The organism is Kribbella sp. NBC_00359 (genome assembly GCF_036097425.1).
Lineage (GTDB): Bacteria > Actinomycetota > Actinomycetes > Propionibacteriales > Kribbellaceae > Kribbella.
Genome location: NZ_CP107975.1, coordinates 5,171,334 through 5,193,394, shown reverse-complemented (window position 1 = coordinate 5,193,394; position 22,061 = coordinate 5,171,334). Strand labels below are relative to the sequence as shown.

The following is a 22,061-nucleotide window of genomic DNA, read 5'->3' as shown; positions in this document are numbered from 1 at the left end:
GGGCGGGGTCCTCTCAGATTCAGTCGCCGGCGTTGTCGTTACGGGCACGCCAGCTCTCGTACTCGAGGCGGGTCTTCTCGGTCAGGGGGTAGTAGTCACGCAGCGGGGCGCCCTCGTCGATCCGGCGCCGGCTGAACTTCTCCCACGCGTCGTGCTCGGCGGCCGCGTCGACGACGGCCTCCGCGCGCCGCCGGGGCACGACGACCGCACCGTCGTCGTCGGCGAGCACCAGGTCCCCGGGCAGTGTGAGGACGCCGCCGACCGCGACGGGGACGTTGTACGCCCACGGGAACAGTTCGGACTGGGACGCGTAGTGCGGGGTGGCGCCGGTCGACCAGATGGGTACGTCGAGCTGCGCCACCCGGGATACGTCGCGGATCCGGCCGTCGACCACGATGCCGGCGCCGCCGCGGAGCTTGAAGTACCGGACCAGCATGTCGCCGAAGCAGCCGGTGGTGTGGCTGCCGTAGGCCTGGACCACCAGCACGTCACCGGGCTGGACCTCGTCGAGCACGGCCCACAGCGCCGTACTGCGCTCGATGTACTCCTGGGTCTGGCCGTCGGCGATGTCCTCGCGCTGCGGCATGAACTGCAGGGTCAGCGCGCGGCCGACCACCTTCTTGCCGGGGAACATGCTGGTCGGACCGTCGACGAAGGTCCGGCGGATGCCCTGTCCGTGCAACCGGGCGCAGGCGGTGGCCGACCCGATCTCGGACAGCCGCGACACCAGTTCGGGGTCCGGCGCCGGCGGGTTCTCGCCGCGCACCGGCAGTTCCCAGACAGGCGTCACCGGGGCTTGTTCCGTGCTGGTCATAGGTCTCCTCGGTTCAAAGCGCCAGATGTGCGGCGCGGTAGGTGTTCCGGGTCAGCCGGAGATCGAGCCGGATGGTCCGGCCCGGCGGCATGACGACTTCGAGTCTGTTGCCTCCGACAACGACCGTGCGGGCGCCCGGGGTCGGTGGCGGGGAGGTGTACGCCGGGGATGGGCCGGGGTACGCACCGGTCGCGGTGCTCACGGTGGCCTCGTCGATCCGGTCGGTGCCGAAGCTGCCGGCCTGGACGATCACGCGGCGGGTCTGGGTGGCGGACAGATTGACAAGTTGCAGGCCGGTTCGATCCGGCTCGACCGTGTCGACCAGCGCGGCGACATCGGGCGGCAGGCCGGGCCGGCCGCGGTCCGGGTCGAGGTAGAGGACGCGCAGGGGCAGGAGACCGCCGTTGTAGAGCAGCTGCGGTGTGCCAGTGGTCAACTGCAGCAGGGCTTCGGTCGCCACCGGGTTGTGCCGCTGCCAGTGATGGATGTTCATCTCTGCCGGGTCGGTGGTGTCCGCTGCCATCAGATCCATCCGGCGTTGCACCTGCGAGAGCGCGACACCGAGCATCGCCTCGGGATAGCCGGGGTTGTCGCCGGCCAGGTAAGCGAGCCAGGGCGCCTCGTGCCCGGCGTCCTCCTTGTTCCGGAAGTCGTGGACCGTCCGCCAGTCGTAGCCGCTGCGTTCCCGCAGCGTCGTCAGCCGGTCGCGGTCGGACGAGTCGAAGGCGGCCTGCCACAACCACATCGGCAGTCCGAGCTGTGGCGGCTGGTAGTCGAACCATCCGTCGTCGCCGTGCCGGTTCGGGATCAGCAGGGTCGGCTTCGCGCAGTCCTCGCCCAGCTCGGCCTGCCAACGATCCCGGATGCTCAGCTCGGTCTCGTCGACCGCGGCGGTGACGCCGCGCTCGTACAGGTGATCGAGCAACTGGCGGGCGACGTCGAGCCGCTTGGCGTCGCCGGTGAGCACGACGCCGTTCAGCGCGGCGACACAGGCGGCCGAGCCGACGCTGTAGACGCCGTGCGGCCAGTTCCAGCCGTAGAGGCCGCCGTACCAGCGGCCGTGCTGGAGCTCGCCGACGATACCGCCCGGACCGACGTTGTCCGGCAGCAGACCGCCGTTCGCCTGCGCCCGCTCCTGCCAGGCATCCAGATACTCCAGCGTCCACGCTGCGAACCGGTCGTTGTGGTCATAGAGCCAGGCGTTGGCGGTGAGCGTGGTCGCGGCCAGGTTGACCGCGGTGTCGCCGGCACCCAGGCGGCGGATCATCTCCGCGCCCATCAGGTCGGCGTTGGCCGGATCCTTGAGGTCCTCCCAGGTGGTGATGCCGGGTACGCCGGACAGCGGCAGCCCGAAGATCCGCATGTTCGTCAGATCCGCGCCGTACGTGCGCCACTCGTCGTTGATGCCCCAGCGCGGACCGCCGCCACCGTTGTGCGGTGCGCGGATGGTGCGCGTCGCCGGATCGTAGTTGCCGGCCGGCGATCCGGGCAGGTAGAGCTCCGCGAACCGGTACGCGCGCTCGCGGAACGCCTCGTCACCCGGATCGGCCGCGCACAACGCGTAGAAGAAGATCATCGACTCGCCGAGGTGGAACCAGTCGTAGCCACGCTCGAACTCGTCGACCAGGAAGCCCAGGTCGGTGAGCTGGCGGGTGACGCCTTCCCAATGCCACTTGGCCACGTCGATCAGGTCGTCCGCGCCGCCGAGCTGGTAGAGGACGGGCCAGTTCACGAACGCCTCGTAGAAGTCGTCCGCGCCATCACGGCTCTGCACGGGCCCGGCGTACCGGAGACTGCCGTCCGGCAGGCAGTAGCGTTCGCGGAACAGCCACCAGCCCTCGTCCATCACGTCGAACAGGCGGCGCTGCATGATCGCCCACGCGGGCGGGCTGCCGATCGGTGTCTCGGCCAGAACAGCCACCGTCGATTGGTTCTGTGTCATCCCTTGGTCGCCCCCGCCGTCAGGCCGCTGATCACGTGCCGCTGCAACAGCACGAAGACCACCAGCAGTGGTGCCACCGCGAGCAGCAGCGTCGGGAAGACGACCGTGTAGTCGGTCGAGTACTGGCTCACCGCGGCGTACACGCCGGTGGTGACGGTGTAGAGACCGCTGCCCGGGCCGAGGATGATCTGCGGGTTCACGAAGTCGTTCCACACCGAGAAGGTGTTCAGGATGACCATCGTCACCACGGCCGGCTTCATCAGCGGGAACACGATCGACCAGAACACCCGGTGCTTGCCGGCGCCGTCGACCGCGGCCGCCTCGTCCAGGCTGGCCGGGATCGTCATGATGTAGCCGGCGTACAGGAAGATCGAGAACGGCAATGTCAGCGTCGTCTCGAACAGTACGAACCCGGGGATCGTGCCCATCAGGCCGAGGTACTTCAGCGTGTAGACGACCGGGATGACCAGGACCTGGCTCGGGATGAACGTCCCGGCCACGAACAGCAGCAGGAGCATCCGGTAGCGGCGTTCGCTGCGACGGGCGATCACGTACGACACCGGACCGGCCAGCGCGACTGACAGCACGTTCACCGAGACCACGAACAGCACGGTGACGGCGTACCCCTTGAGGATGTTGAAGTCGGGGTTGGTGGCCGCCTTGCGGATGTACTCCGTGGTGAGGCGGTCGGGTGACAGCGAGAACGGGTGGGTCAGGATGTCCTGCTGCGACTTGAACGCGCTGACGACCAGCAGATACAGCGGCACCAGCATCAACACACTGATGACGACCAGGAAAACGACCCGGCCCACTCCCCTGGTGCGCATCGGGCGCAGCTGCACAGTCATGACCCGAGGCATCCGGATAGCACTCATGCCTTCACCCCCTGGTCCGCCCGCGATCGCAGCCGCGCGACAGTCAGCGCAAGCCCGGCGGTGACGATCATCAGTACGACGCTCTGCGCCGAGCCGAACCCGAGCGCGTTGTTGTGGAACGAGTCCCACAGGATCAGGTACGCCGCCGTCTGCGTGGACCCGGCCGGCCCGCCGCCGGTCAGCGACACGACGAGGTCGTACGTCTTCAGCAGCGTGACCAGCGACAGCACGAGGTTCACAGTCACGACCGGAGCGAGCGCCGGCAGCGTGACGTTGCGGAACGTCTGCCGCGTCGATGCACCGTCGATCCGTGCGGCCTCGAGCAGCTCCTTCGGCACCGTCTGCAGACCCGCCAGATAGAGCACGACGTTCACTCCGAACCCTGCCCACACCAGGACGCCGATGAGACTGGCGAGCGCCCAGTTCGGATTGGACAGGAACGGAAACACGTCGGCGCCCTTCGAGGTGAGCCAGCCGTTCACGACACCTGACGTACCGAGGACGGCGCTCCAGAGGAAGCCGACGACCAACGCGCTGAGCACATGGGGATAGAAGAGGACGACGCGGAACAGCGAGTTGAGCCGGGACGCACCATTCACCAGCAGGGCGAAGCCGAGACCGAGCACGCTCAGGAGGACGGTCCCAACGACGGCGATCAGCAAGGTGACCCAGCCGGCCCGGATCGCCTCGTCGCTACGCGCCAGGTCGAAGTAGTTCCGCAGTCCGACCACGGCCGGGTTCGGGCTGTACCCGTTCCAGTCGGTCAGGCTGAGGTAGACCGAGAGACCGACCGGGATCACGAGCATCACGACGAACAGCACCAGGGCCGGACCGACCATGCTGATGGTCGTCAGCCGGTTCCTCACGACTTCGACCCCATCCAGCTGTCGATGCGCTTGGCGACGTCCGGCGCGCTCTTGCCGGTGTAGAGGCTCTGGACCGCCTTGTTCCACTCGCCGTTGAAGCCTTGCGGCAGCGTGTTCGCGCCGTACCCCTCGCCCTGGGCGACCTGCTGCGGCGCCTGGTCGAGGATGTCCTGCACCTGCCGGCCGAGCGGCGTCAGCTTGTCGGTGAAGCCCTTGCGGAAGTTGCCGTCCTGCGCGAGCTGGCTCTGGACGGCGCCGCGGTCGGTGACCAGCCACTGGACGAGCTTCACCGAGAGGTCGCGCTGCTTGGTCGACTTGAGCACCATGTACGGCGCGGCCATCGTGACGCCCTGTGGTCCCGGGTACGCCTGGCCGGTCTCGGTCGGTGCGGCGAACACCCCGAGGTCGAAGCTGGGCTTGGCGCTCTCCGCGCTCCGGACGAACCAGCTGCCCATGATGTACATCCCGGCCTTACCGGAGAGGAAGTTGGTCTGCGCGGTCACGTCCTTCAGGCCGAGCGCGTTCTTGTCGATGTATCCGTTCTTGATCCAGGACTCGTAGCGCTGCAGCAGCGGGAGCATGGACTGCCCGACGGTGAGCTGCTTCGCCTTGACCTGCTGGAACCAGTCGGGGTGCTTGGTCGCGATCGACGGGTCGCTCAGTTGCAACAGCTGCAGCCCGGTCACGTAGTCGCCGGCCGTCTGCAGCGGCAGGTAGCCCGCAGCCTTCAGCTTGCCCATCGCGGCGGTCAGCTCGTCGAGATCCTCCGGCGGCGCGCTGATACCAGCCTTGGTGAACGCGTCCTTGTTGTAGAAGACCAGCGACTGCGCCTGCTGACCGACACCGACGGTATAGACCTTCCCGTCGAGTGCGGCCTGCTGCACCAGCGGGGTGTCCTTGGTCCACGTCTGGTCGGTCAGGTCGAGCATCTGCGGCGCGAGCACCTTGTCGGCCATCAGCGTCTCGACGACATCCGGCGCGTTGCCGGCCGCGAGCAACTGCGGCAGCGTGTCCTTCACACCGGATCCGGTCGGTGCCTCGACCTTCACGTCGACGCCGGGGTTGGCGTCCTCGAACGGCTTGACCAGGCCCTCCCAGTATCCCTTGGTCAGATTGGGCGTGATGTTCACCAGCATCCGCACCTCACCGGTGCCGGCACCGGCCGAACCCTCGTCACTGAACCCGCCACCACCGCAGCCGGCCGCGCCCACCAGGATCGCGACCGCCGCCAGCAGGACAGGCTTCCGCCGTACCGAACGAGCCATTTCCGGGTCCTCCTCGGATCGTCCCGGCGTCGGGGGCGGCCGGGCGTCGTTAGCGATCGACAATGCAGAGCGGCCCGCTCAAGTGTCAACGTTTAAACGGCAAGGTGGACGTTCTGAGTCAGAAGTCCATGCCATAAAGGGTTGGCAGATCGGCGTGAGCGGGGTCACCATGCAGCCATGCCCGATGCCGGAAGACCCAAGTCGCCGCTGACCTTGTCGACGGCCGAGCGGACCGCGCTCAGCCGGCTCGTGACCGCTCCCCGGACCAGCGCAGGGATGCGGCTGCGCGCCCGGATCGTGCTCGCCTGCGCCGAGGGCCGGTCGAACAAGGACGTCGCGGACCTGCTCACGGTCACCCCGGGCACGGTCGGGAAGTGGCGGCGCCGGTTCCTGCGGATGGGGATGGCCGGCCTCGACGACGGCATGCGGAGCGGCCGGCCGCGGATGGTCGACCGGGTCCAGCTCGGCGCGGTGGCGGCAACATCGATGGCCGGAACCGGACACCGGCCCTCGACCCGCGAAGTCGCGGCCTCGTACGGCGTCTCGCAGTCGACGGTTTCACGTCGTCGTCGCGAAGAACTGCAGCACCACCGCGCCGGCGGCGGGCTCGCGTTGCGTTCCACGCAACCCCCGCCCCCGCCGTCCGGCGAGACCGAGTTGCTGTCGGACCGGGTGTACGACGCCATCCGCGGCTGGATCCTGTCCGGCGAACTCGCCCCCGGCATGCGCGTGGTCGAGTCCGAGATCGCCCGCGTCCTCGGCACCAGCCAGACCCCGGCCCGGGAAGCGGTCCGACGGCTCGCCCACGAAGGACTGGTCACGTACCGGCCGCGGCTGGGGAACTTCGTCACCGAGATCTCCCAGGTGGAGGCCCGGGAGGCGCGCGAGGTCCGCGTCCTGCTCGAGGCCGCGGCAGCCCGGCGCGCGACCGGCCACGTCCCGCCGGACGAGCTGGAGCTGCTGCGGATCGAGGTGCAGCGGATGACCGACGCCGCCGATCACCACGACATCGGCGCCTTCCGCGAGGCCGACCTGCGCTTCCACCGGCAGGTCCTCGCGACCAGCGGCAACTCGATGCTGCTGCGCGTCTGGCGCACCCTCGAGCCCGCGCTGTGGAACCTGCAGGTCGTCTCCAACGCCATGTACGCCGGCGACTGGGGCCTGATGGCGCGCCGGCACCTGGACCTGATCGAGGTGCTCGCCGGCAGCGACCCCGAGGACGCCGCCCGCCTGTTCTCCGCCCACGCCCGCGGCGAAAGCAGCATCACCAGACCCGCCGGCCGCCATGATTGATGCGCACGTTCATGTCTGGGACACCGCACGACGCGAACTGCCGTGGCTCCCCGCCGGTCATCCCTTACGTCGCGACTTCGCACTCACGGATCTCGTCGAGGACGGCTCGCTCGCCGAGCTGGTGCTCGTCCAGGCGGACTCCGATCCGGCCGAGATCCACGACCTGCTCGACCTCGCGGCCCGCACACCCGCGGTGGTCGGTGTCGTCGGGTGGTTCGACCTTCTCGGCTCCACCCTCGACCTACCGAACGACCCGAGGCTCGTCGGCATCCGCAGCCCACCGGCCGACCAGACCGATCCGGAAGCGCTCACCAGCCCCGCACACATCAGCGGTGTGCGAGCCGCCACCGACGCCGGCCTCGCCATCGACCTGCTCCTCCGCCCACCCGCGCTGCTCGGCGCCGCACGGCTCGCCGACGCAGTGCCCCAAGCCCGCCTGGTACTGGACCACCTCGGCAACCCGAACTCCGTCGACACCGATTGGCTGACGGGGATGAAGGCCCTCGCCGCAGCGCCGAACGTGACCGTGAAGCTCTCCGGCACCGCCCATCTACCGTCCGACGACTTCAAAGAGCTCGTCGGCATCACTCTCGACCTCTTCGGCAGCGAGCGGTTGATGTTCGGCTCCGACTGGCCCGTCTGCACGCTCACCGGCAGTCGTTCCGACGTTGTCCGTCGTACCGCTGCCTTGCTCCCACCCGCCACGCACAACGACGTGTTCCGCGGCACCGCCCAGCGCATCTACCGCCCCAGGGAGACCGCCCCATGACCGAATACACCCGACGCCAGGTCCTGCGGACCGCAGGCGCCGCGGCCGGCACCGCCGTCGTCGCCGGCTCACTCACCGACCCGCTGTCCGCTGCCGCCGTCGAGACCGCCGGCAGCGAAACCAACCCGCTCGAGCTCTGGTACAGCCAGCCCGCCACCGAATGGCTCCAAGCCCTTGCCATCGGCAACGGCCGGCTCGGCGCCATGGTGTACGGCGGGACCGCGACCGAACAGCTGCAACTCAACGAGGACTCGATCTGGGCCGGCGGCCCGCACCAGTACGACGATCCGGTCGGGCGTGAGGTGCTCCCGGAGATCCGCCGGCTGATCGCCGAGGAGAAGTACCTCGACGCGCAGAACCTCGCGGACGAGCACTTCATGGGCCGGCCGACCGAACAGATGCAGTACCAGCCAGTCGGCAACCTGATGATGACCTTCCCCGGCATCACCGAGGCCGGGGTCTCGTCGTACCGGCGAGAGCTCGATCTGACCACGGCGATCACCTCGGTCAGCTACGTGGCCGACGGTGTGCGGTACAGCCGCGAGGTGTTCGTCTCACACCCGGCGCAGGTGCTGGTGATGCGGCTGACGGCCGATCGACGCGGCTCGATCAGCTTCGACGCAACCTTCACCACCGAGCAGGCGGCCACCGTCGATCGCTTCGACGACCAGACCCTCGCGCTCAACGGGATCAGTGGCGACGCCGAAGGGCTGACCGGGTCGGTCAGGTTCTGTGCGTTGCTGCGCGCCTTCACCGAGGCCGGTACGACGACTGTTGCTGACGGCAAGCTCACCGTCGCCGGCGCCGACGCGGTCACGCTGGTGTTCTCGGTCGGGACCAGCTACCGCAACTACCTCGACGTCAGCGCCGACCAGGTGGCCCGGGCCGTCGCACCGTTGCCCACCGAGCGTCCGGCGTACGGACGGCTGCGGCACGAGCACGTCGAGGACTACCAGCGGCTGTTCGGCCGGCTCGACATCGATCTCGGCACGTCGGACTCGATCGCCCTGCCGACCGATCAGCGGGTGATCGCGTTCCGCAACGGCGGCGATCCGCAACTGGCCGCGCTGTACTACCAGTTCGGTCGCTATCTGCTGATCTCCAGCTCGCGCAGCCCCGGGCAACCGGCCAACCTGCAGGGCATCTGGAGCTACAAGATGCTGCCGGAGTGGCAGTCGAAGTTCACGCTGAACATCAACTGCGAGATGAACTACTGGCCGGCCGGTCCCACCAACCTCGCCGAATGCTGGGACCCGCTGTTCCAGATGATCACGGAGCTGGCCGAGTCCGGCGCGCGGACGGCCGCGACGATGTACGACGCTCCCGGGTGGGTCGCCCACCACAACACGGACGGGTGGCGCGGGACGGCGCCGGTCGACTTCGCGTTCTACGGGGTCTGGCCGACCGGTAGCGCGTGGTTGTCGCTGCTGTTCTGGGAGCGGTACGAGTACACCGGCGACCTGGCGATGCTGCGCCGCTACTACCCCGTGCTGCGGGGATCGGTGGAGTTCTTCCTCGACCAGTTGCAGACCGACGCGAAGACGGGCTGGCTGGTGACCAGCCCGTCGCACTCGCCGGAGGTCAAGCACCACGACTACGACAACGTCGGGGTGAGCATGTGCGCGGGCCCGACGATGGACACCGAGATCCTGCACGACCTGTTCAAGGTGTTCGGTGAGGCATCCGCCCTGCTCGGTGAGGACTCCGCACTGGCTGCTCAGGCGGCTGCCGCCCGGTCGCGGCTCGCGCCGATCCAGATCGGGTACCTCGGTCAGATCCAGGAATGGCTGATCGACTGGGAGGAGGCCGCGCTGGAGACAAGTCGCCATGTCTCGCACCTGTGGGCCGTGTTCCCGAGCGACCAGGTCACTCCCCGCCGTACGCCGGAACTCGCCGACGCGGCGCGGAAGTCGCTGGAGCTCCGCGGCCCGGCCGTCACGGCTGGCTGGTCGCTGGCCTGGAAGCTCAACCTGCGCGCCCGGCTGCTCGAAGCGGACAACGCGTACAAACACCTCACGCAACTCCTGGCTCCCGGTCGCACCGCGCCGAACATGTTCGACCTGCACCCGCCGTTCCAGATCGACGGCAACTTCGGCGGCATCTCCGGCATCACCGAGATGCTCATGCAGAGCCACTCCGGCGAGGTCGCGTTGCTGCCGTGTCTGCCGGCCGCGTTCTCGACCGGCCGTATCCGCGGCCTGCGGGCGCGGGGCGGGTTCGAGCTGGACTTGTCCTGGTCGGAGGGCAAGCTGACCAGGGCCCGGATCCGTTCGTTGCTGGGCAACCGTCTACGGTTGCGCACCGGCGGACAGGTCGACGTGAAGTCCACCGCTGGTCCGGTCGCCTTCGCCCGGCCCGAGGACGGCGTGGTCGAGTTCCGCACCCAGCGAGGCGTCGACTACCTGATCGAGCCGCGCTCATGAGGAACAGGTGGTCTCTCCCCTTGCTCATCACTCTGCTCGCCACCAGCACCGGCTCGCTCGCCGCGGCCGGCCCGTCCACAACGTCCGACCAGCCCACGACGGCCTGGCACGACGGCGCCCTGCGCACCGACCCGGCCGGGCTGGTCTCTCGGTCCGATCTCGTCCAGGAAGGTCCGGCCTGGCGCCCGTACCAGGCCATGCCACTGGGCAACGGCGTACTCGGCGCCGCGGTCTGGGCCGAGAAGGGCTTGAGCGCCCAGCTCAACCGGGTCGACACCTTCCCCGATCTCAAGTCCGCCGGGCGTCTCGTCGTACCCGGGCTCGATCCGTTGATGCGGGCAACGGACTACAGCGGCCGGCTGGCGCTGTACGACAGCCAACTGGTGCAGCACGGCGGCGGGATAACGGCTCGTTCCTCCGTACGCGCCGACGCGGATCAGTTCGTGCTCGAGGTGACCGGCGCCGATCCCTCGAAGCAGCAGACAGCCGACCTCAAGCTCTGGCCGGGGCGGACACCGACCACCAGCGCGGCCGGTGCTGTAGCCGCACTGGCCGAGACCTTCCACGACAGCGCATCCGGCAGCATCACCGGCGCGGTCGCCGCCCTGACCGCGCATGCCCGGGACGTCTCGGCGTCCGTGGTCGACCCGTTGACGGTTCGACTCAGCTTCCGGCCAAACATCGATGGCAGCTTCCGGCTCGTCGTCGGCGTTCCGTCGTACCGCGGTGGTGATCTGCGGGCGGCGGCGAAGCGGGCCGTGGTCGATTCGCGGACCAACCATCTGGCCTGGTGGCATGCGTTCTGGGCCAAAGCGGCGCCGATGCGGATCAGGTCGGCCGACGGCACCGGCGAGTACGTCGAGAACCTCCGTACGCTTCAGCTCTATACGATGGCGGCGTCGATGCGTGGCGACGTGCCGAGTACGCACGGCGCCGTCGTACGGATGTTCTCCTCGGCACAGGACCAGGCCGATTGGGCGCAGGACTCCTACTGGCACTTCAACCTGCGCGAGCTCGTGTCCGCCAACCTCGGCGCGGGCATCGCCGACCTGAACGCGCCGTACTTCCGCTTCTACCTCGACCGGGCCGAGCTGATGCGGGAGTGGACCCGGACCCACTGGATCGGCGGGCAAGGGCTCTGCGTGCCCGAGTTCCTCCGGTACGACGGGACCGGAGACGGCTGCGACAACACGAGTGAACCGAGCTGGGTGACCCGGATCCTCAGCAGTGGACCGGAGTTGGTGCACAACATCTGGCAGCAGTACCGCTACACCGGTGACAAGGCGCTGCTGAACCGCAGCTATCCGCTGATGCGGGACGTGGCGAAGTTCTACCTGTCGGCGCTGACACCCGGTGCGGACGGCTTACTGCATCTCGAGCATGTCAACGCGCTCGAAGTGCAGTGGGACACCAGCGACCCCGTCCCGGACCTCGCCGCGATGCGTGTCATCTTCCCGATCGTCGCCGACCTCGCCTCGTCGCGGGGCGATACCGCACTGGCGACTCAGCTCCGGGACGCGCTGGGGAAGCTCCCGCCGTTCCGAACGGTTCAGCGTGGGGGCGAGGAGGTGCTCGCGTGGTCCGGCACGGACGAGGCCGCGCACAACACGCAAAACCCTGAGATGGAAGCGCTCTGGCCGTGGGGCCTCTTCGACGAGACGTCCGGCCTGATGCAGGCGACCTATCGTCAGCGGGTCTATCCGCAGGACAAGGACTGGGGCATGGACACCACGTGGGCCGCGCGACTCGGGCTCGCCGACGAGGTGAAGCGACTGCTGCTGAAGGGCATCCAGGACTTCCAGATCTACCCGAACGGCTTCACCGTCCACCGCACCGGTCAGGAGGCGGTCCGGAACCACAGCTTCTACAACGAGTGGGGCGGCGTGGTGACGACCGGCCTGCATGAGGCGCTGGTCCAGTCGTACGACGGTGTCGTCGACGTCGCACCGGCGTGGCCGAAGGACTGGGACGTGTCCGGCTCGGTGCAGATCGAAGGTGGCCACCGGATCAGCGCCGAGGTGCACGACGGCGTACCGAACCTGATCGGGATCGAGGCAGGCAGTCGTCACACGCTGCGCGTCCGCAACCCGTGGCCGGGGCAGCAGGTGCGCGTGATCGACTCGCACGGCCGGACCGTAGTATCGCCGACCTCTGCCGAGGTGGTGTCGGTCGCGGTGGCACCGCACGCGTCGTACACCGTCGAGCGGGTCGCCGTACCGTTGTCGTCGTTCCGGTTCGTGCCGTTGACCGGTCAGCCGGCCACAGCGGTGAAGACGGTCGGCAGCCGGATGCTCGGCGTACCGGCGAGCGAGCCGCCACTGCTCAGCGACCTGGTCAGCGTGCGTACGCCGGAGAAGCTGTCCAACCTCGTGAAGGCTCAGCCCGGTGCACCGATCTACGTGGATCGCAGCTACACGATCACCGATCTGCCTGCTGAGCTGACCGGGCAGGCATTGGTCCAGGGAGCCAACGACGACTCCAAGGCGACAGGTCCGGACGACTACCTGACGCTGAACCTGACGCGGCCCGCGACCATCTACGTTGCCTTCGACCCACGCGGGGAGAACGTGTGGTGGCCGTCCTGGCTCAGCGGCTTCACCAGGACCGGTGAAACCGTCGGCACGACAGACCAGCGGCTCGTCCTCTTCAAGCGTGAGGTGCCGGCAGGCCCGCTGGCACTGGGCGCCAACGCGAGCGTGCCGAACAAGGGCAACTCGACCTACATCACCTTCGTCGCTCCGAGCTGATGGAACGACAGGCTGAAGCTGTAGCCGGCCACCTCCAGCGTGTGCTGGGGTGTGGCCGGCGGGCCGCAGGAGGCGGAGCCGAGACCGTGCTGGGCCAGGTCGAGATTGAGGTAGACGTGGTCGCGTGAGCTGAGGTCCGAGCGGTGGCGGGCGAGTTCGAGGTCCTCACTCGTCCACCGCCGGGCGGTGAGCTGGAAGGACGGCTCGCCGGCAACGCGCAAACCGTTGCCGTCGGCATCGGTCAGTTCGGCCCAGCGCACGTCGATCCGCGATCCGTTCTCCTGCGGTACGACGTACGGCGTCTGCAACTCGTCGACCGTGCGCACGTACCGTCCGACCCGGGCCGCCTCGCGACTGTCGGCGTACGCCTCCCCCGGTCCACCGCCAAACCAGCGCACGTTGTCCAGGCTGCGAGGCACGGCCATCCGTACGCCGACCCGTGGCCAACTTCCACACCGCGGCGTGACCGCCGTACCGCCCCACTCCCCCTCCGGCACCACGTCCACCGTCAGTCGCAGGCCATCCCCCAGCGCCACCCATCGGTACGTCGTGCGCACGCCGAGCCCGAGCCCGTCGGGCGCGACCCTGGTCCGCGCCACCAGCTCGTGCTCCCCGATCTCGACGTCATCCACCCGATGCAGAAGCCGATCCAGCCCCGCGGCCCGCCACTCCGTGACCACCGCGTTCCGCCCACCCTGCCCGTTGTCGTTGTCCGTGGGCGCCCGCCACAAGTCAAGTCGCGGACTATCCACCGCCACCCCGAACAACCGCATCAGCTGCCCGGTTCGCGGGTCGAACTCACCTCCACCGAGCACGAGGTCGCCACCCCTTCGCACCACTGGAGTCCGCTCAGGTGGCGGATCCTTCGGCGGCGCACTCGGCAACGCGAGCTGCGCCCACGCGACCTCATGTCCCGCCTCGGCCCACGGCTCGTCCTTCGCCAGCACAGCGCGAACCGTCAACCACCGCTCGCCCACCACATCAGTCGGTGCTTGGACGTCCAGCCTGACCTCCACCGACTCGCCCGGGCCGACCTCGGGCACCTCCAGGCGGCCGGCTCGCACCTCGACTCCGTCCACTTCCTCCGACCACACGAACTCCAGGTCGTCGAGGGTGGTGAAGGTGCGGAGGTTGTGGATGGTGAGTGGCTCGGTCCCCGTGATGCGGACCGGCTCGATCACCTTCTTGTACTCGATCAGCCCCGGCGACGGAGTGCGGTCGGGGAACAGCAGGCCGTCGATGCAGAAGTTCGCGCCGTGGACACGCTCCCCGAAGTCCCCGCCGTACACATGATCGGTTGCTCCGGGCAACAGCAAGCCGTGGTCGATCCACTCCCAGACGAAGCCGCCCTGCAGCCGCGGGTACCGCTCCAGCACCCGCTGGTAGTCGGCCAGCCCGCCGGGACCGTTGCCCATGGCATGGGCGTACTCGGCCAGGACGAACGGCAGCCCGCGGCGGCGGGTCTCCAGCGCCGGGTCGTCGGCGGTTTCCGCCGGCACGTCCTCGGTGCGGGTGCCGATCGCCTCCAGATCCTCCAGCGGCGTGTACATCAGGCTGTAGAAGTCGGAGAACTCGTAGCTGCGGTCCCGCTCGTAGAACACGGCCCTGCCGGGATCCCGCTCCCGGGTCCAGCCGGCCAGCGTGCCGAAGTTCCGGCCGCGGTGGCTCTCGTTGGCCAGCGACCAGACGATCACGCTCGGGTGGTTCTTGTCGCGCTCCACCATCCGGTGCATCCGGTCCAGCATCATCGGGGCCCAGTCCGGATCGTCGGCCGGGTTCCCGCGCCAGTCGGTGTAGATGAACCCGTGGGTCTCCAGGTCGCACTCGTCGATCACCCACAGCCCGAGTTCGTCGCACAGGTCGAGGAACGCGGGATGCGGCGGATAGTGCGCGGTCCGGACCGCGTTGAGGTTGTGCTGTTTCATCAGCACCAGGTCCTGCCGCATCGCGTCGACGGTGAGCGCGCGGCCACGGCGCTCGTCGTGCTCATGCCGGTTCACGCCGCGGAAGAACAGCGGCCGGCCGTTGACGGTGAGCAGACCGTCGGTCATCGCGACGGTCCGGAAGCCGATCCGCAGCTCGACCGTCTCCCCGGGTACGGCGAAGGTCGCGTCGTACAACCGTGGTGCCTCGGCCGACCACGGCTCGACGACCGGGATCGTCACCGGCACACCGGCCGCGATCTCGATCCCGAGCTCCGGGATCCGCACCACCCCGCCGGCCCCGGTCTCCACGAGCAACCTCCCGGAGCCGGTCAGGTGGTCGTAGTCCGCATGCACGAACACATCGTCGATCAACGGGCGGGCGAGCAGCGTCACGTCGCGGAAGATGCCCGGCAGCCACCACATGTCCTGATCCTCGAGGTAGCTGCCCGACGACCACTGGTGAACCCGCACCGCCAGCAGGTTCCGTCCAGGCCGCAGCAACTCGCCGACGTCGAACTCACTCGGCAGCCGGCTCCCTTTCGCCGTGCCGACCTCAGTCCCGTTCAGCCACACCTTGAAGCACGAGTCGACCCCGTCGAAACGCAGTACGGCGCCGTCCGCCGGCCAGTCGTCCGGGAGGTCGAACCAGCGCCAGTGGTCGCCGGTCGGGTTCACGTCCGGCGTCCGCGGTGGGTCGATCGGGAACGGGAAGGCGGTGTTCGTGTACCGCGGCCGATCGTGGCCCTGCAGCACCCAGTGCCCGGGGATCTCCAGTTCGCCGCAGTCCTCGCGGGCATCGGGCACCGGTGGGGCGTCGGCCGGGCCACTCCACAGTTCGAACTTCCACCGCCCGTTCAGGCCGAGCCGCGGTCGCGACGACCTGAGCCAGGCCCGCGGTTCCCGGCATCCGGTGCTAGGCGTCAGATCCTCGAAATACATCCGCTGTCCTCTCTGAGCACCTGCACATCCCATGGCCCGAGCTCGAGCCCTTTCACCGCCACCTCTGCCCCAGACCAGTTGTGCACGAACCACAGCCGCTCCCCCGCGGAGTTCACCGCCGACAACGCGGTGACCGATGGAGCCCAGGTGGCGGACTTCCCATGGATGGCAGCAGCCAACGCCGGATCCGGCACCGTGCCGACGTACGTGACCCGGCCCGCACCGAACCGCTTCGTGGTGACGATCGGCCGACCGCGGGGATGCTCGAGCCACGCCAGCGGCTCGGCGTCGTCCACGATCAACGCCTCGGCCCATCGCCTCGCGTGCCCGTTCAAGCCGGTCACCGGTACGTCGTCGAGCAGGTTCTCGTACTCCAAGTAGTGCACCCCGGCCGCCTCCCGCAGCCGCCCCGGCGCGACCTCGGCCCGTGCGCGGGCCTCCGGGTCCGCGTAGCCGGTCCGCGGTCCCACGATCAGATGACCGCCAGCCCGCGCGTACGCGACCAGCCAGTCCAGTTGCTCGTCCGAGGCGATGTACAGCGCGGCAGCTACCAGCGCTGGATACTGCGACACCAGCGCTGCCGGATCCCCATCGAGCCGCTCGATCGGCACGACCCCCGGCCGCAGTCCGGCATCGAGTACGCCGGCGTAGAAAGCGCCGACAATCGTCCGGTACGACGATCTGTCCGGAGCACCACCTGGATGCGCCAGCGGAGGCTGGAACTGCAACGCCCAATCGCTCTCCGTCGACCACACGACCGCCACGTCAACGTCCGGCCGCAAGCCGGCCACCGCTGATCCGGCCGCGGCCAACTCGGCGCCGATCGTCGCGATCTCGTCGTACACGCGTCCCGGTTGGAGACCGTGGCCGAGGATGCCGCCCCAGAAGGTTTCCGCGCCGTGGTGGATCGAGTGCCAGTGCCAGTACTCGACCATCCGCGCGCCACGGGACACCATCGCCCACGCGAGTTGCCGCAGCTGACCGTCGTACGGCGGACGGTTCTGATGCGACCCGCCGATCGACGTCGCGTTCGTCTCGGTGACCAGGAACGGCTCGCCTCGCGATCCGTACACCCGGTCCGCCGCCAGGTACAGCTCGGCGACACTGCGCCCGATCCAGCCGACGTCGAGCCGCGGCGGCCGGGCCGGCCGCTCCAGCCCGTCCTGGACATCCACGTAGATGTTGCCCGCAGCAACGTCAAGGCGCGAGGTCAGCGGCACGTCGGCCACCGCCGGCCGGTCGTAGGCCAGGCACGTCGTCACGAACTGCTCCGGCCGCCGCAACTCCCGGACGAGATCCGCCTGCCACCCGATGAACTCGGTCGTCCGCTCCGCCTGGAACCGTCGCCAGGCCAGGTCGTACGACGGCGTGCTGTTCCCGTCCGGGCGCCACAACTCCGACCAGTCGCTCAATCGATGCGACCAGTACGTCAGTCCCCACACCTCGTTCAGCGCCTCGACGTCGCCGTACTGCTCCTGCAATCGCGCAACGAACGCCTGGAACGCGCCCTCGTTGTGCGCGAGCAACACTCCCGGCTCGTTGTCGACCTGGTAGCCGATCAGCGCCGGATGGTCGCGATACCGCTCGACGATCCGCCGGATCACCCGCTCCGCATGGAACCGGAACACCGGGTGGCCGTAGTCGATCTCCTGACGAATCCCCCACGGCACCCGTTCCCCGGTACGACGCTCGGCCGCGATCTCCGGATGCGCCCGCTGCAGCCACGGCGGGACGGCGTACGTCGGAGTCCCGAGGACGACGTCGATCCCGCGCTGAGCGGCACAGTCGAGCACCGGGCGGATCCATTCGAGCTCGAAGACGCCGTCGCGCGGTTCCCACGTCGACCAGACCGACTCGCCCACCCGGATCGCAGTGATGCCGGCGGCCGCCATCAGGTCCAGGTCGGTGCCGATCCGATCGCCGAGCTCAGGCGGCAGGTATTCCGGGTAGTAGGCCGTCCCCAGCACGACACGTGGCGGCAGCATGACCCAACGCTAGCCGACCCCACCTGTTGTGTGCAATCGTTTGCACACAGGCCTCAGTGCGCTCGGATCCGAGCCCGGCGCCGGACAGGGCCGGTGCTGGCCCGAATGATCAGCTCAGGCGTGAGCAGATCCGGCGGCGGCCAGTCGTTGCCGGCGAGACGGGTGGTGAGCTGCTGCCAGGCCAGCTCCCCCAACCGGGCCCGCTCGTTCCGCAATGAGGTCAACGGCGGCCGCGCGTACGCCGCGATCGGGATGTCGTCGTACGACGCGACCGAGAGCTCGGCCGGGACCTCGACGTCGTTGTCGTGCATCCAGCTGAGCAGGCCCACGCCGACCAGGTCGTTGAAGGTGATCACCGCGGTCGCCCGGCTCCGCAGTACGGTCGGGCCCGCGTCGTACCCGTGGTTCCCGGCCCAGCCGCCGTCGATCTCGTCCAGCGTGACGTCGAGAGCACGAGCGGTACGACGCAAGGTCCGACGGCGCTCGCCATCGGACCAGGAGGCAGCCGGGCCGCCGACGTACAGGACCCTGCGATGGCCTAGACCGGTGAGGTGTTCGAGCAGCAGGCGACTCGCCGCGCGGTAGTCGATCGCGACCGCGCCCGCGTTCTTCACCGTCCGGTTGATGCACACCACCGGGACGGGCAGCGCGAGCGCCTTCTCCAGGCCGCTGCGGGTCAGGCGCGAACTACACAGGACCAGCGCGCCGGAGTGGTCGACGAGCTCCTCGACCAGCCGCAGCTCCTCGGCCGGATCCTCGCCGCTCTCCCCGATCAGCAGGCGGTAGCCGCCGGCCCGCGCCGAGGCGGCAAGACCCTTCAGGACCTCGGAGAAGAACGGGTTCGTCAGGTCCGGCACGGTCACCCCGACCGTCAACGGCCGGCCCAGCTTGAACTCCTGTGCCCGCTTGTCGGCGCGATAGCCCAGCTCACCCGCCACCGCGCGCACATGGGCGACCACCTCGGGCGAGATCAGGTCTGAACCGTTCAGCGCCCGGGACACCGTCGACACCGACGTGCCCGCCTCGCGCGCCACGTCGATCAGCCGAACCCGCTCCGCCACGCTCCGCCCCTCGTGTCCTTATGTGTCGCCGATCCGCACGTTCCGGATCGTCACGTCGTCGGCGTACTGTACGACAGCCTGCGCCGCGACGACCCCGAACCGGCTGTTCGTGATCGCGACGGAACGAATCCGCCGGGTCTCCGCTCCCACGATGCGGTACGCCCGTTCGGCTCGGGCCACCCGGACCCGGTCGAACCGGACATCCCGCACGTCGGGAAACAGCGACTGGTCCCCTCCACCCTGGTAGCTGAAGGTGATCTCCAACGGACGATACATCCACGCCCGCGAATCGACGTCGTGCACGCTGACGTTGCGCACGTACCCGCCCCGCGTCGACGTCGACTTCACACACAGCACCCACTGCAGCCAGGCCTCGTCCGCGCTCGGGTCGGCCGGCATGCGCAGCCGGCGGACCCAGACATCCTCGACCCCGCCGCTCATCTCACTCCCGACCGCGACCGCCGCGCCGCCGCTGACGAACGTGCAGTCCTCGACGATGATCCCGCGGGACGGCAGGCCGAGCCGGCGGCCGTCCGCGTCCCGGCCGGACTTGATCGCGATGCAGTCGTCGTGGGTCTCGAACGTGCAGTCCCGGACCAGGACGTCGGTGCACGACTCGGGATCGCAGCCGTCGCCGTTCGGACCGAGGTTGTGGACAGTGACTCCCTGCACGGTGACGTTGTGGCACTCGAGCGGGTGAATGGTCCACATCGGGGCGTTGATCACCGTCACGCCGTCGATCAGCACGTTCGTGCAGCGGAAGGGCTGAATGAAGCTCGGGCGGAGGTAGTGGCCGTCACCGAAGACGCGCTGCTCGACCGGGACCTGCTCGTTGTTCATCCGTTCGAGCTCGGCCCAGTCGGTCCGCTGGTTCGGCAGGCCGGTGTGCCAGCCGTACTGACCACTGCCGATCAGGTACCACCAGTGCTCGTTGTCCCCGGCGCCGTCGAGCACGCCCTCACCGGTGATGCCGATGTCGGTCTGCCCCTCCGCGCGGATCAGCGCCGAGTAGTTGTACACGCCCCTTGGCGGCTGCCTCCGCCGACGCGGTCAGCGCACCGGCGAGATCCGATCCGCCCGCCACGGCAGCGTCGTACGCGTCGAGGGCCGGCGCCCAGGCGTCGTACATGGTCTTGTCGCCCAGCTCCGCCTTGCCGCGCTGGAGGATCCCACCGACCCCGGCCCTCCACGCTCTGCCACCGCGTCCGCACGATCGGCAGATAGTCGGCCGGATCGGTGCTGAACCGCAACGTCGCCCCACGCTGGAGATGCAGGTCGACCTTGCTGAGGAGCTCGATCGCTCCGGTGTGCCAAACTCCGGGCGGTACGACGACATGCCCACCGCCGGCCGCATGACACGCACGAATCGCGGCCGCGATCCCGGCGGTCGCGTCCTCCGGCGTGGCGCCGTGATCCGTGATCAGGAACCAGGCATCCGGGAACCGCGGTGGCCGAATCCGGGCCCGAACCGCCGCCTCACTCCGCCCGGTGGCGGCTCGGCCGCCCTCACCTCCCGCGGCGGCCGCCGCCGTCGGAAGTCCGGTGCCTGCAGCAACTAGTCCACCGGCTCCGAGTCGCAGCACCTGACGGCGAGTGGGATGCATGGGCGGGCACCTTCCGATCCAGTGAGCAGGTAAACCTTTGCCTCGCAAGTATCCAGCAGATCCCGAGCCGGTCAAGAGTTCGTCCGCGCCAGCCGTTGACACCTCGGCCGGCCCCGGGCACGATCGGTTGCAATCGTTTGCATTCGAGGAGGCCGCGCATGTCCGCCCCAGTTCGCCGCCGTACCCTCCTGCTCGCCGGTGGAGCTCTCGCGATCGTCAGCGGCGGTACCGCCCCGGCCGCCGCAGGCCGTCCTTCCGCCGACGCGCAGGTCGCCGCGATCCTGCGGCGGATCAAGCCGCCGCACTTCCCCGACCGCTGGTACGACGTGACCGGCTTCGGCGCGGTCGGTGACGACGCGACCGACTGTACGGCGGCGATCCGGGCGGCGATCGAGACGTGTCACCGGCGCGGCGGCGGCCATGTCGTCGTACCGGCGGGTGACTACCGGACCGGCGCCGTCCACCTGCTGAGTGGGGTCGACCTGCAGCTGGCCGCAGGCGCCAGGCTCGCGTTCAGTCAGGATCCCGCCGCGTATCTGCCGGCAGTCCCCACGCGCTACGAAGGGACCGAGTGCTACAACTACTCCCCCTTCGTCTATGCCTACGGACAACGCGACATCGCCGTCACCGGCAGCGGCGTGCTCGACGGCCGGGCCGACGCCGACCATTGGTGGGACTGGACCAGCGGGCCACCGCCGAACGAGTCGCCGGACAAGACCCTGCTGATCCAGCTGGCGGCCGACGGCGTGCCGGTCGAGGAGCGGATGTTCGGCGCCGGTCACTACCTGCGGCCGAACCTGCTCCAGTTCAACCGCTGCGAGAACGTCCTGCTCGACGGCATCACCGTCAAGGACTCCCCGATGTGGAACATCCACCCGGTGCTGTGCCGCAACGTCACCATCCGCGGCGTCACCGTCGACAGCCCGCACGGTCCGAACAACGACGGCATCGACCCCGAGTCCTGCACCGACGTCCTGATCGAGCGCTGCACGATCTCCACCGGCGACGACTGCATCGCGTTCAAGGCCGGCAAGGACGCCGACGGCCGCCGGGTGAACGTGCCGACCCGGTACGCCGTCGTCCGCGACTGCGAGATGGCCGACGGGAACGGCGGCGTGACGGCCGGCAGCGAGACCACCGGCGGCGTCATGGACATCTTCGTCCGCGACTGCACGATGAGCAGCCCGAATCTCGAGCGTGCGATCCGGATCAAGAGCAACCCCGACCGCGGCGGCACGATCGCGAACCTCGACGTACGCCGGGTGACCGTCGGTCAGGCCGCGGACTCGGTGATCGAGATCGTGCTCAACTACGCGAACGTCACCACCGGCGCCTACCCGCCGGGCGTCCACGGCATCACGATCAGCCAGCTGACCGCGGCCGCGGCGCCGCGCGCGCTGAACCTGCTCGGCCTCCCTGACGATCCGCTCCGCGACATCCGATTGCACCAGTGCCGCTTCGACGCGATGGAAGAGGACAACTCGATCCAGTACGTCGACGGTCTCCGGCTGGACCAGGTCTGGATCAACGGCGCCCGCGCCGACAACTGAAGG

Annotated in this window: 15 protein-coding genes; 5 read left to right on the top strand and 10 right to left on the bottom strand. The window is 69.1% G+C overall.

The window, feature by feature from the left end; translation table 11 throughout:
* Window positions 1-19: 19 nt before the first annotated feature.
* Genes OG876_RS25480 through OG876_RS25460 form a run of 5 tightly spaced genes read right to left on the bottom strand, consistent with a single transcriptional unit; the run spans window position 20 to window position 5,762 of the window.
* Window positions 20-814 carry a hypothetical protein gene (locus OG876_RS25480; protein ID WP_328519152.1) on the bottom strand — a complete coding sequence of 265 codons (795 nt, stop codon included), beginning with the start codon at window positions 812-814 and terminating at the stop codon, window positions 20-22.
* A gap of 13 nt (window positions 815-827) precedes the next feature.
* Entirely contained in the window at window positions 828-2,756 is a 1,929-nt protein-coding gene (locus tag OG876_RS25475; RefSeq protein ID WP_328519151.1) for a hypothetical protein, read from the bottom strand.
* Complete coding sequence (locus OG876_RS25470) at window positions 2,753-3,604, bottom strand: carbohydrate ABC transporter permease (protein WP_328519150.1); 852 nt, start codon at window positions 3,602-3,604, stop codon at window positions 2,753-2,755. Before OG876_RS25470 ends, OG876_RS25475 begins: the two co-directional genes overlap by 4 nt.
* 23 nt (window positions 3,605-3,627) lie before the next feature.
* The gene (locus OG876_RS25465; RefSeq protein WP_328519149.1) at window positions 3,628-4,497 is read right to left on the bottom strand and encodes a carbohydrate ABC transporter permease; all 870 of its coding nucleotides are present in this window, start codon (window positions 4,495-4,497) and stop codon (window positions 3,628-3,630) included.
* Window positions 4,494-5,762 (bottom strand): ABC transporter substrate-binding protein, encoded by a 1,269-nt coding sequence (locus tag OG876_RS25460; RefSeq protein WP_328519148.1) that lies wholly within the window; start codon window positions 5,760-5,762, stop codon window positions 4,494-4,496. Before OG876_RS25460 ends, OG876_RS25465 begins: the two co-directional genes overlap by 4 nt.
* Before the next feature lie 177 nt (window positions 5,763-5,939).
* Here OG876_RS25460 and OG876_RS25455 point away from each other — a divergent pair, with 177 nt between their 5' ends.
* Genes OG876_RS25455 through OG876_RS25440 form a run of 4 tightly spaced genes read left to right on the top strand, consistent with a single transcriptional unit; the run spans window position 5,940 to window position 12,994 of the window.
* Window positions 5,940-7,055, top strand: coding sequence for an FCD domain-containing protein (locus tag OG876_RS25455; RefSeq protein ID WP_328519147.1), 1,116 nt, complete (start codon window positions 5,940-5,942; stop codon window positions 7,053-7,055).
* On the top strand, window positions 7,048-7,824 hold the full coding sequence (locus OG876_RS25450; protein ID WP_328519146.1) for an amidohydrolase family protein: 777 nt from the start codon (window positions 7,048-7,050) through the stop codon (window positions 7,822-7,824). Before OG876_RS25455 ends, OG876_RS25450 begins: the two co-directional genes overlap by 8 nt.
* Window positions 7,821-10,247: a glycosyl hydrolase family 95 catalytic domain-containing protein gene (locus OG876_RS25445; RefSeq protein WP_328519145.1), complete on the top strand. Its 2,427-nt coding sequence runs from the start codon at window positions 7,821-7,823 to the stop codon at window positions 10,245-10,247. The genes OG876_RS25450 and OG876_RS25445 overlap by 4 nt, the downstream gene beginning before the upstream one ends.
* A 20-nt stretch (window positions 10,248-10,267) precedes the next feature.
* Window positions 10,268-12,994 (top strand): glycosyl hydrolase family 95 catalytic domain-containing protein, encoded by a 2,727-nt coding sequence (locus OG876_RS25440; protein WP_328519144.1) that lies wholly within the window; start codon window positions 10,268-10,270, stop codon window positions 12,992-12,994.
* Here the strand turns inward: OG876_RS25440 and OG876_RS25435 are convergent.
* The 5 genes from OG876_RS25435 to OG876_RS25415 are packed head-to-tail and all read right to left on the bottom strand — an operon-like array spanning window position 12,967 to window position 20,240.
* Window positions 12,967-15,858, bottom strand: coding sequence for a glycoside hydrolase family 2 TIM barrel-domain containing protein (locus OG876_RS25435; protein WP_328519143.1), 2,892 nt, complete (start codon window positions 15,856-15,858; stop codon window positions 12,967-12,969). The genes OG876_RS25440 and OG876_RS25435 overlap by 28 nt on opposite strands.
* Window positions 15,840-17,843 (bottom strand): beta-galactosidase, encoded by a 2,004-nt coding sequence (locus OG876_RS25430; protein WP_328519142.1) that lies wholly within the window; start codon window positions 17,841-17,843, stop codon window positions 15,840-15,842. The genes OG876_RS25435 and OG876_RS25430 overlap by 19 nt, the downstream gene beginning before the upstream one ends.
* 53 nt (window positions 17,844-17,896) lie before the next feature.
* Window positions 17,897-18,904: a LacI family DNA-binding transcriptional regulator gene (locus OG876_RS25425; protein WP_328519141.1), complete on the bottom strand. Its 1,008-nt coding sequence runs from the start codon at window positions 18,902-18,904 to the stop codon at window positions 17,897-17,899.
* An 18-nt stretch (window positions 18,905-18,922) separates the two neighbouring features.
* Window positions 18,923-19,924: a glycoside hydrolase family 28 protein gene (locus tag OG876_RS25420; RefSeq protein WP_328519140.1), complete on the bottom strand. Its 1,002-nt coding sequence runs from the start codon at window positions 19,922-19,924 to the stop codon at window positions 18,923-18,925.
* Entirely contained in the window at window positions 19,863-20,240 is a 378-nt protein-coding gene (locus OG876_RS25415) for a dihydroxyacetone kinase family protein (protein ID WP_328526952.1), read from the bottom strand. Before OG876_RS25415 ends, OG876_RS25420 begins: the two co-directional genes overlap by 62 nt.
* A 426-nt stretch (window positions 20,241-20,666) precedes the next feature.
* Between OG876_RS25415 and OG876_RS25410 the strand changes: the two genes are divergently transcribed.
* Entirely contained in the window at window positions 20,667-22,058 is a 1,392-nt protein-coding gene (locus tag OG876_RS25410) for a glycoside hydrolase family 28 protein (RefSeq protein ID WP_328519139.1), read from the top strand.
* The last annotated feature ends 3 nt before the right edge of the window (window positions 22,059-22,061 follow it).